Annotated in this window: 8 protein-coding genes; 3 read left to right on the forward strand and 5 right to left on the reverse strand. The window is 58.3% G+C overall.

The annotated features are described in order from the left end of the window. From tmk to C9413_RS24130, 3 genes are all read right to left on the reverse strand, one after another. On the reverse strand, positions 1-630 hold a 630-nt coding region (gene tmk / locus C9413_RS24120; RefSeq protein ID WP_170250995.1), incomplete at its 3' end, for a dTMP kinase. A gap of 135 nt (positions 631-765) precedes the next feature. Beyond that, positions 766-1,959: a D-alanyl-D-alanine carboxypeptidase family protein gene (locus tag C9413_RS24125; protein ID WP_039844896.1), complete on the reverse strand. Its 1,194-nt coding sequence runs from the start codon at positions 1,957-1,959 to the stop codon at positions 766-768. A gap of 72 nt (positions 1,960-2,031) precedes the next feature. After that, complete coding sequence (locus C9413_RS24130) at positions 2,032-3,111, reverse strand: septal ring lytic transglycosylase RlpA family protein (protein ID WP_170250996.1); 1,080 nt, start codon at positions 3,109-3,111, stop codon at positions 2,032-2,034. Positions 3,112-3,628: 517 nt separating this feature from the next. Here C9413_RS24130 and C9413_RS24135 point away from each other — a divergent pair. The 3 genes from C9413_RS24135 to C9413_RS24145 all read left to right on the forward strand — a co-directional run bounded on the left by C9413_RS24135 (position 3,629) and on the right by C9413_RS24145 (position 6,060). After that, complete coding sequence (locus C9413_RS24135) at positions 3,629-4,117, forward strand: hypothetical protein (RefSeq protein ID WP_039844898.1); 489 nt, start codon at positions 3,629-3,631, stop codon at positions 4,115-4,117. 291 nt (positions 4,118-4,408) lie between these two features. Next, positions 4,409-5,596: an XRE family transcriptional regulator gene (locus C9413_RS24140; protein ID WP_039844899.1), complete on the forward strand. Its 1,188-nt coding sequence runs from the start codon at positions 4,409-4,411 to the stop codon at positions 5,594-5,596. Then, positions 5,593-6,060, forward strand: coding sequence for a PIN domain-containing protein (locus C9413_RS24145; RefSeq protein ID WP_039844900.1), 468 nt, complete (start codon positions 5,593-5,595; stop codon positions 6,058-6,060). Before C9413_RS24140 ends, C9413_RS24145 begins: the two co-directional genes overlap by 4 nt. A gap of 569 nt (positions 6,061-6,629) precedes the next feature. Here C9413_RS24145 and C9413_RS24150 read toward each other — a convergent pair. Then, the gene (locus C9413_RS24150; protein WP_039844902.1) at positions 6,630-7,079 is read right to left on the reverse strand and encodes a hypothetical protein; all 450 of its coding nucleotides are present in this window, start codon (positions 7,077-7,079) and stop codon (positions 6,630-6,632) included. 94 nt (positions 7,080-7,173) lie between these two features. Beyond that, on the reverse strand, positions 7,174-7,437 hold the full coding sequence (locus tag C9413_RS24155) for a hypothetical protein (RefSeq protein ID WP_039844903.1): 264 nt from the start codon (positions 7,435-7,437) through the stop codon (positions 7,174-7,176). Positions 7,438-7,794 lie beyond the last annotated feature (357 nt).

Below are 7,794 nucleotides of genomic sequence, written 5' to 3' on the forward strand. Positions count from 1 at the left end.
ATTGACGTTCTCACGCATTTCCGCGGCACTCGGCTCTTCTGCCTGCTGCGCGTTGTCGCCGTGGCATCGCTCCTGTTCGCGCGCGTCTATGTCGAGATAGGCTTCGCGGCGCTTTTCGTGCGTTTCAAGTTCTTCCTTTTCGAAACGGTCCGGTCGGTCCGCCGTCGCCGCACCGCGCGTCTTTGCTCGCTCCAGACCAAGCCTTGCCGGAATGTCGAGGATCAGCGTGCAATCTGGTAAGACGCCGTTGACGGCGATCCGCTGCAGCGTCTCGATGAAGTCCGCCTCGAGATTGCCCGTCACGCCTTGATAAACGCGCGAAGAATCCATGAACCGGTCGCACAGCACGATCTTGCCCTGGAGAAGCGCCGGGCGAATGACCGCTTCGACGTGATCGTTACGGGCTGCGGCGAAGAGAATGGCTTCCATGCGCGTGCCGAAGGCTTCCGCGCTACCCGACAGCAGCACGTGGCGCACGGCTTCCGCACCAGGCGACCCGCCGGGTTCCCGCGTCAGCAGAACCTCATGGCCGCGCGCCCTCAGCGCTTCCGCCAGCCGGCGGATCTGCGTGGATTTACCAGCCCCTTCCCCGCCTTCAAACGTAACGAACAATCCCGTACCGGATGACAATGACACATTCCCGTAAACTTCTGCGCCCGCGCCACCGGGCTTTCTTCCTATCTATCCGAAGACGGGGCCAAGCGAAACCTTCAGGCTGGGCGCCATCGGGTCCTTCCCCGGCAATTTAGGCAATGAATATGGCGATCAGGTGGGCTCGGCCTTGTCCCAGAGCCACGAGAAGAACAGCGATTCGCCGAGTTCCAGAAGCGCGTCGACCGCCCGGCTCGTCAGCGAACCCTGCTCGACGCCATGGGCGGTGTAAAGTGGCACCTCGCGCAACACGCGGCCGCCCGCCGATATGACCAGCGTGCCCGCTTCGGCATCGGCCGCGACGGGCGCCATCAACGGCCAGCGGTAAACGATCCGCGCCGAGAGCCTGTCAGGATTGCTTACCGGAATGTAGACGCTGACAGCCCCCCTCGCGACGAGGTCCACTTTCCCGGCCTGGCCGCCATAGACGCTGGCCGCGCCGACGATTTCCTCGTCAGCGAAAAGCTGCCGGTCCTCGAAGGCCGTCTGCCCCCATTCCAGGATGCGCTTTGCCTCCTCGGTCCGTTCTTTGTCGGAAGCAGTGCCGCCGAGCGCCAGGAAGAGCCGCTTTCCATCTCGCTCCGCCGAGGCGACGATCGAATAGCCCTCGCCCTCTGCAAAGCCGGTCGCCAGTCCGTCCGCGCCAAGTCCAAGGCCGAGCAAAGGGTTGCGGTTACGCTGGAAAATCCTGTTCCACTCGAAATCGGGGTGCGCGAAATAATGATAATATTCGGGATAGGATTGCTGCAGATCGATCGCAAGCGTCACCAAGTCACGCGCCGATACCTTGCTCTTGCCGTCCGGCAGGCCGGTCGAGTTTCCGAAGACCGTTTTCGCCATGCCGAGCACCTCCGCCCGCCGCGTCATTGCGGCAGCGAAATTGCCCTCCGAGCCGCTCATGCCCTCCGCAAGGATGATGCATCCGTCGTTGGCACCCTGGATGGCGACGCCCTTGATCAAGTCTTCGACACGGATGCGGGATTTCAGCACGGCAAACATCGTTGCCGTCCGCGACGGAGCACCTCCCGTCCGCCAGGCATATTCGGAAACCGGATATTCGGTGTCGAGCGTGATCTCGCCCTTCTTCAACGAGCCGAAGACCAGATCCATCGTCATCAGCTTTGCGAGCGAGGCGGGTGAAAAACTCTGCTCCTCGTTCTTCGCAAGCAGCACCGTTCCGGTGGATGCCTCGATCATGTAGGCCTGTGCGGCCTTGGTTACAAAGCCGGCGGGCGCGGTTTCGGCAGCGTAGGATGGCGAAGCGAAGGGCAGAAGGCACGCGCAAAGACGAAGCAGATGCTTCAACATCGAGGCTCCATAGGATCGAAGGTTCGGCTCCGGACGTTAGAGGCAGCGCGCGCTGCGCGCAATCGCTTCCAATCAGGGCGCGATCTGTTTTGCCTGCTGGCGCTTGAGGGCGGCGAGGATCGAATCCTGTGTCAGCCCGTCATTACGGACCATGACGGCGTCGAGAGCAAGCTCTACGGTCACCGTCTTCACGTCCTCGTCCTGGTAGCCCATCGCGAGCGAACCGCCCTGCCCGTAACCATATGGACGCTCATAGGGAACAGGTCCGATTTCCGGAAGCACGACCATCTGCTCGATAGACTGTCCTGAATTTCGGAGAGCTGGTGTCGCCACCGGTGCCGCATTGTAGCGAGCGCTCGGCGTCGAGCCGCCATAGGCCGTCGCGGACATCGGCACCGGCACGCGCGATTGATCCACGGTCAAAGTCCCAAGGCTCTGCAGCTGATCGCCGGTGATCCGCTTGCTGTTCGACGCCACCATCACCCCGGTTGCGATCTGACCTCCCGGATTGACCCCCGGAATCCGGCTTCCCTTCGGCACGTAGGAGGCCATCAGGTAAGGCATATCGTGCCCGTCCATGCGCGCCTTGCCGACATACTGCACGCGTACCTTGCCGGTGCCGCTGTGCTGCAGGTCGAGCATGTCCGCCGTCTTGTTGGAAAGATCGATGATGCGGCCTTCGTGATAAGGGCCGCGGTCGTTGACGCGCACGACCACCGACGAGCCGTTTTCTAGATTTGTGACACGTGCGTAGCTCGGTAGAGGGAAAGTCGGATGCGCCGCGGAAAGATGCATCTGGTCGTAGACTTCGCCGTTTGCCGTCAACCGGCCGTGAAATGCGGAGCCATACCACGAGGCTACGCCCACCTTGTTATAGGCGAAGTCCTCCTTGGGATAATACCACCTGCCCTTGACCTCATAAGGGTTGCCGACGATGTAGCGCCCGCCCCCCTTTGGTATGTTGGCGCCACTGGCAACGCGCGGGCTGGCTTTGACGCCGTATTCTTTTTCGGAGAAATATTCTTTGCCGTGAGCGCGCTTCTTTGGCGCCTGCGAAGTCGTACCGCAAGCCGTGACGGTGGCGCACATCAACGCCAACGCCAGCCACCGCGTACCCGTTGCGAAAGAGGTCGCCCCGTATTCCAGTCTCATATGTCCCACGCCGCCCAAGATAGTATGGTTAAGAACCTGCCCGACAACCGGCCAGTCATGCCTACTCCCACTCACCTAACGAGACTTTAACTCGGCGGCCATCACCGCAAATATGCGAATGATTTCGTGGTGATAGAAACAATTTTAATGATCATGGTTTACAAATCCCTAACGGCGCATCGCGCAATCGTCATCCAGCCGGGTCTTCCGGCGCCAGATTTTTGCGCCCGACCCTTGCATTGGCCATATCCTTTGCGCCATAAGGCGCGCAAGGAAGAGTGTCCGAGTGGTTTAAGGAACCGGTCTTGAAATCCGGTTACCGCCATCCTCTCCTGTGTGGAGCCGTGCTATCCCGTCCTTATTTTTCAGTTATTTAACGTCACTGATCTCCTGTTTCGTCCACTCCAGTTTCTCCTCGTGCTACCGAGTTCGGTAGCAAAATGGTAGCAGTCTGTTCTCGTAACGTTCCCCCACAGCTCCCTTCCCGTTTCCCCGAGGATCTGGCATTCTTGCGGCCATGCCTGCGCCAAAGCTCCGCCCAACCCTCGTAGAGAATCCCTATTTCTCCCGCGCCCATCCGGCGGATTCGGCAAACCCGCGAACGATCCCGGCCATTGTGAACATCCGCGAAAGCGCGATCACGACATTGGCCTCGCGCGGTGTGCTCGATGCCGCCCAGGTTGCGGCCGCTGATCGTTTCCGGGCGCTGTTTGAGGCTATGGGTGGCAAGGGTGCGTCGGCTATCGATTACGGCCGGGAGCATGTCGACGGCGGCAAGGCGCGCGATCCGATCACGGAACGGCAGGTTAACGCGGGCAAGGAACTGGCCCGATGCCGGGCATTGCTCGGCGTCCGCATGTATCGGTTGGTCTCGGCGGTCTGCGGCGAAGGCTTTGCGCTGACCGAACTCCTGGCGAGTAAACGGGAGAGGCTAACGGGCGCTGACATGCTTCGCATGGGGCTGGACGACCTCGCCGGCCTGTGGGGCATCGCGACCCGGCGATAAAGCCACGCTTTGCCTCCTGGGGCGCGCCGCCAGCCCGTTTTCTGGGTTGGCCGGGGAAAAGATACCGCCGGAAGGAAATGAGCGCCCTGTGGCCCGGGAGGTGGACGCAAGCGATCACAGCACCTCCCACCCGTCGCAAACATCCAACGAATCGTCCATTGATAATTGCAAAGACCATCCATACAGCCACCGGCAAGGCTCGACTGCCATCGTCAAACAAAAGGAAGAGGCAGCTTGGCCTTCGAAGGGGTCCAAGGTAGGGTTCAATGCTGAGAGTAGAAGAAAGTCAGCATGGCTAAGGCGGTATCATTGCCCGGCATTCAACCGGCGCTCCTAAAATGGGCGCGGGAATCGGCGCACCTTTCTACTGAAGAAGTTGCCGGGCGTCTCAAGAAGGCGGTCGAAGAGATCGACGCTTGGGAGTCTGGGGCAGATGCGCCGTCGTACGCGCAGCTTGAGAAGCTTGCCTATGAACTTTACAAGCGACCATTAGCGATTTTCTTCCTGCCGTCACCGCCCAAAGAACCTAGGCCAGAGGCTGAGTTCCGCGCTCTGCCGGATACCGACCTACGCAATCTGCGCCGCGACACTGTGTTGCTAATCCGACGCGCACACGCGTACCAGGCGTCTCTTGTCGAGCTATTTGGTGGGCGCTCGCCTGCAGTCGAACCCTTATGGAAGCGTGTGGACTTGGACGCATCGAAGCCCAGCGCGCAGCAAGCCGCCGCGGTGCGCGCCTTGCTTGGTGTTCCCGCGCCTGGCGCCCGTGACTGGGGTGCACCAGACGGCGAGGAGGCGCTGAAGGTTTGGCGAAAAGCGATCGAGGGTGGAGGCGTTTTCGTATTCAAAGATACCTTCAAGCAGAAGGAGATATCGGGCTTCTGCTTAGAACATCCTGAATTGCCCGTAATGATGATCAATAACAGCACCACAAAAACGCGACAAATTTTCAGTTTGCTGCACGAGTTGGCCCATATCCTAATGAGCCGGCGCGCGATAAGCACTTTCGATGAAGCGCCCTTAAATCGGTTATCACCTGCAGAGCAGAAGATAGAGCGCTTCTGCAATCAGATCGCTGCCGATATACTGGTTCCTGCTCAAGATTTCGCTGCGCAGGTGGCCGCTCTCCCGCAAAATGTGGAAGGTCTTCCGTCAGATATTTTTGCTGCCCTTGCTGCGCGCTATCGCGTAAGCCGCGAGGTTATTCTGCGGCGGTTTCGCGATGCAGATCGCGTCAGTCAAGGCTTCTATGAGAAGCGCAAGCGCGAGTGGGACGGCCAAAAGGTCGACAAGGGAGGCACTGGCGGGGACTTCTATAACACCAAAGGTGCCTATCTGAGCGAACGGCTTATGAGCGAGGTGTTTGCTCGCTATGGCCGACGCCAGATCAGCGTAGACGAAGCCGCCGACTTTATCGGTGTGAAGCCCAAGCAGGTCGACGAGTTGGAAGGCCGGTTCCTGCGCGGCATGGCTGCATGATTTATATTGTGGACACGAGCAGCTTTCGCGAGCTTGAGCGATACTACAGTGAGGTATTTCCAACTTTCTGGAAGCTGTTCCAGGCAGAGGTGGATGGCGGTGTCGTTGTGTCCGTCCGCGAGGTATTACGCGAACTTGAGGCGTGCCCCGAGACAAATGTAATAGCGTGGGCCAAGAATAATTCGAAAATATTCAATCCTCCCACACCAGCCGAGGCGGAATTCGTCGGGCAAATTTTCGCAGTTCCTCATTTCCAACAGTTGATTTCTTCCAAAGCGCAAATGACTGGTCAGCCGGTTGCAGATCCTTTTCTAATTGCCGCCGCTAAGGCCTGCAGCGGCACCGTGGTAACCCAGGAACGTTTAAAACCAAACTCCGCAAAGATCCCAAATGTTTGCGAACATTTTGGAATTGCTTGTACGACTTTCGAGGGTTTCCTGAAAGCCAAAGGCTGGAGTTTCTGAAATTGCGCGACGGTGCGAATTTCGGCCAGCCGAACCGCACTTGGCCGTATGGTCCCGTTTTGTCCGCCTGCGGGCACCGTGAGAGCGTTTTCCGGGCTTGCCGAGGGAAGATGCCGGCAGGAGGAAATGGCAGCTGTGGCCCGTGCTCGGGGCGAGCGGGGGGCTCAACAAAATAACGCTACAGCCAGGAGTTCGGAATTGGATTGATGACTGTATATCTCTACGCGGCTTTATTTCTCGTCTGGTTCGCATTCAGCCTGTACGTAGGATGGATGAATGCTTCACACGTAGTGGCTGCGAAGAAGTATGGCATCAAGAGTGCCGGAACCTACTTCCGATGGATCGATGTAAATGACCCTGCGTGCCCGGAATGGCTCAGGCGACGTGTAAAAGAACTCAACCGTATATCAATCATCGTGCATTCGCTGTGCGCGATTTTGTTGACAATCTTAATATTGTTCGCGCCGATAAACTACGCTCTCAAGGGGATTTGAAATGTCCTCTACGCCGTCATATTACAAAGTCCAGCCGTGTTTGCCCGTCATTCAGGATCAATGAAGAACGGCGATTTATACCTTGCCCTTTTTCGCCAGCACATCGGCGGCATCGAATGCACCTTTGGCACCGGCCTCGCTGGCATGAAACATCACGACCGTGACGCCGATTTGGGCGGTTGGTGCATACATGGGAGTGCTGAACGACGAGCCGCTGTAGCTTCCATAAGCTGTGTTGCCGTAGACCGAGGCTTGCCCGAAGCCGCTCGTATTAGTGTTCATACCCACAAAACGCGAACCCTGTGCGGTTTGAGCCTGTTCAAGCCTGAAATGGGTATATCCACGCTTAAGGGTAGCCTCTGCGGCCTTCTTCATCGTGATTGCCCCTGCTGCGCTGGTGAAAATCAACCCGCTTGCGTTCGTATCGAGCCGCACCACGTTCGGAGCGAGAGGCATTTCACTCGTGGTCGCACAACTAACCAACGCCACAGACAGTAGCGCGCTTGCAATAAGATTCAGTTTCATGATTTCCCCCAGCAAAATGCGGATGCATTAAAGCGCATCGGGACTATAGATTGCAATCACGCGAACTGCACTTATCAGCAGATCATATCGCCAATCAGTGCGGCGGCGGAGGCGCGAACTTCGTCCAGCCGAATCTGCATTGCAGAGCGAAAATAATCGCCTTCAGCGCCGTTCCGTCCTTCCCGCTAGCGATGTGCAGCAGGTGACTGGCAAGTCGCGTCTCGACAATAGCGGCTCCGCGCTGCAATTCGCCGCGATAGTGCTTGCGTAGCGTAGGCGTCGTGACAGCGATCACGGCAGCGATCTCGCTTTGCGGTACGCCAGAGCGGGCCATCGCTTCGACGAAGCGCCGCGCCATTGCGGAGGGCTCATGCGCCGGTCGGCCTTTTGATCGTGTTGATTTTCTCATCACAGTGGAAAAATAATCGCTTTTCGGCCAGAGGCCCAGACTACAGGGCATTTTCCTCTCGGCCGCTTCGCCCGCTGGAAAGTTGTAATCCGATATCGCTATTCGACTTCAAGGGGGGCCGTCTTTATCATTCGGACTCTCAATGGAGGGGGGTTTGAGATGAAGGGTTCAACAAAGGCTTTGCTTCTGTCAGCTGCGAGCAGTGGCGTCGTTACGGGCGGTCTGTACGGGTTCGGCCTTAACGCCGGGTTTTCTCTGACCATCTGGGCCATTGCCACCCTGTCCATCTACCCAAAGGCATTGCAG

The organism is Rhizobium sp. SEMIA 4085 (genome assembly GCF_013004495.1).
Taxonomy (GTDB): domain Bacteria; phylum Pseudomonadota; class Alphaproteobacteria; order Rhizobiales; family Rhizobiaceae; genus Rhizobium; species Rhizobium gallicum.

What these genes read in the sequence shown, in the direction of transcription:
- C9413_RS24145 (WP_039844900.1), top strand. Translation starts at nt 5,593, where the DNA reads ATGATTTATATTGTGGACACGAGCAGCTTTCGCGAGCTTGAGCGATAC.
- C9413_RS24155 (WP_039844903.1), bottom strand. Translation starts at nt 7,437, where the DNA reads ATGGCGCGGCGCTTCGTCGAAGCGATGGCCCGCTCTGGCGTACCGCAA.
- C9413_RS24130 (WP_170250996.1), bottom strand. Translation starts at nt 3,111, where the DNA reads ATGAGACTGGAATACGGGGCGACCTCTTTCGCAACGGGTACGCGGTGG.
- C9413_RS24140 (WP_039844899.1), top strand. Translation starts at nt 4,409, where the DNA reads ATGGCTAAGGCGGTATCATTGCCCGGCATTCAACCGGCGCTCCTAAAA.
- C9413_RS24135 (WP_039844898.1), top strand. Translation starts at nt 3,629, where the DNA reads ATGCCTGCGCCAAAGCTCCGCCCAACCCTCGTAGAGAATCCCTATTTC.
- C9413_RS24125 (WP_039844896.1), bottom strand. Translation starts at nt 1,959, where the DNA reads ATGTTGAAGCATCTGCTTCGTCTTTGCGCGTGCCTTCTGCCCTTCGCT.
- C9413_RS24150 (WP_039844902.1), bottom strand. Translation starts at nt 7,079, where the DNA reads ATGAAACTGAATCTTATTGCAAGCGCGCTACTGTCTGTGGCGTTGGTT.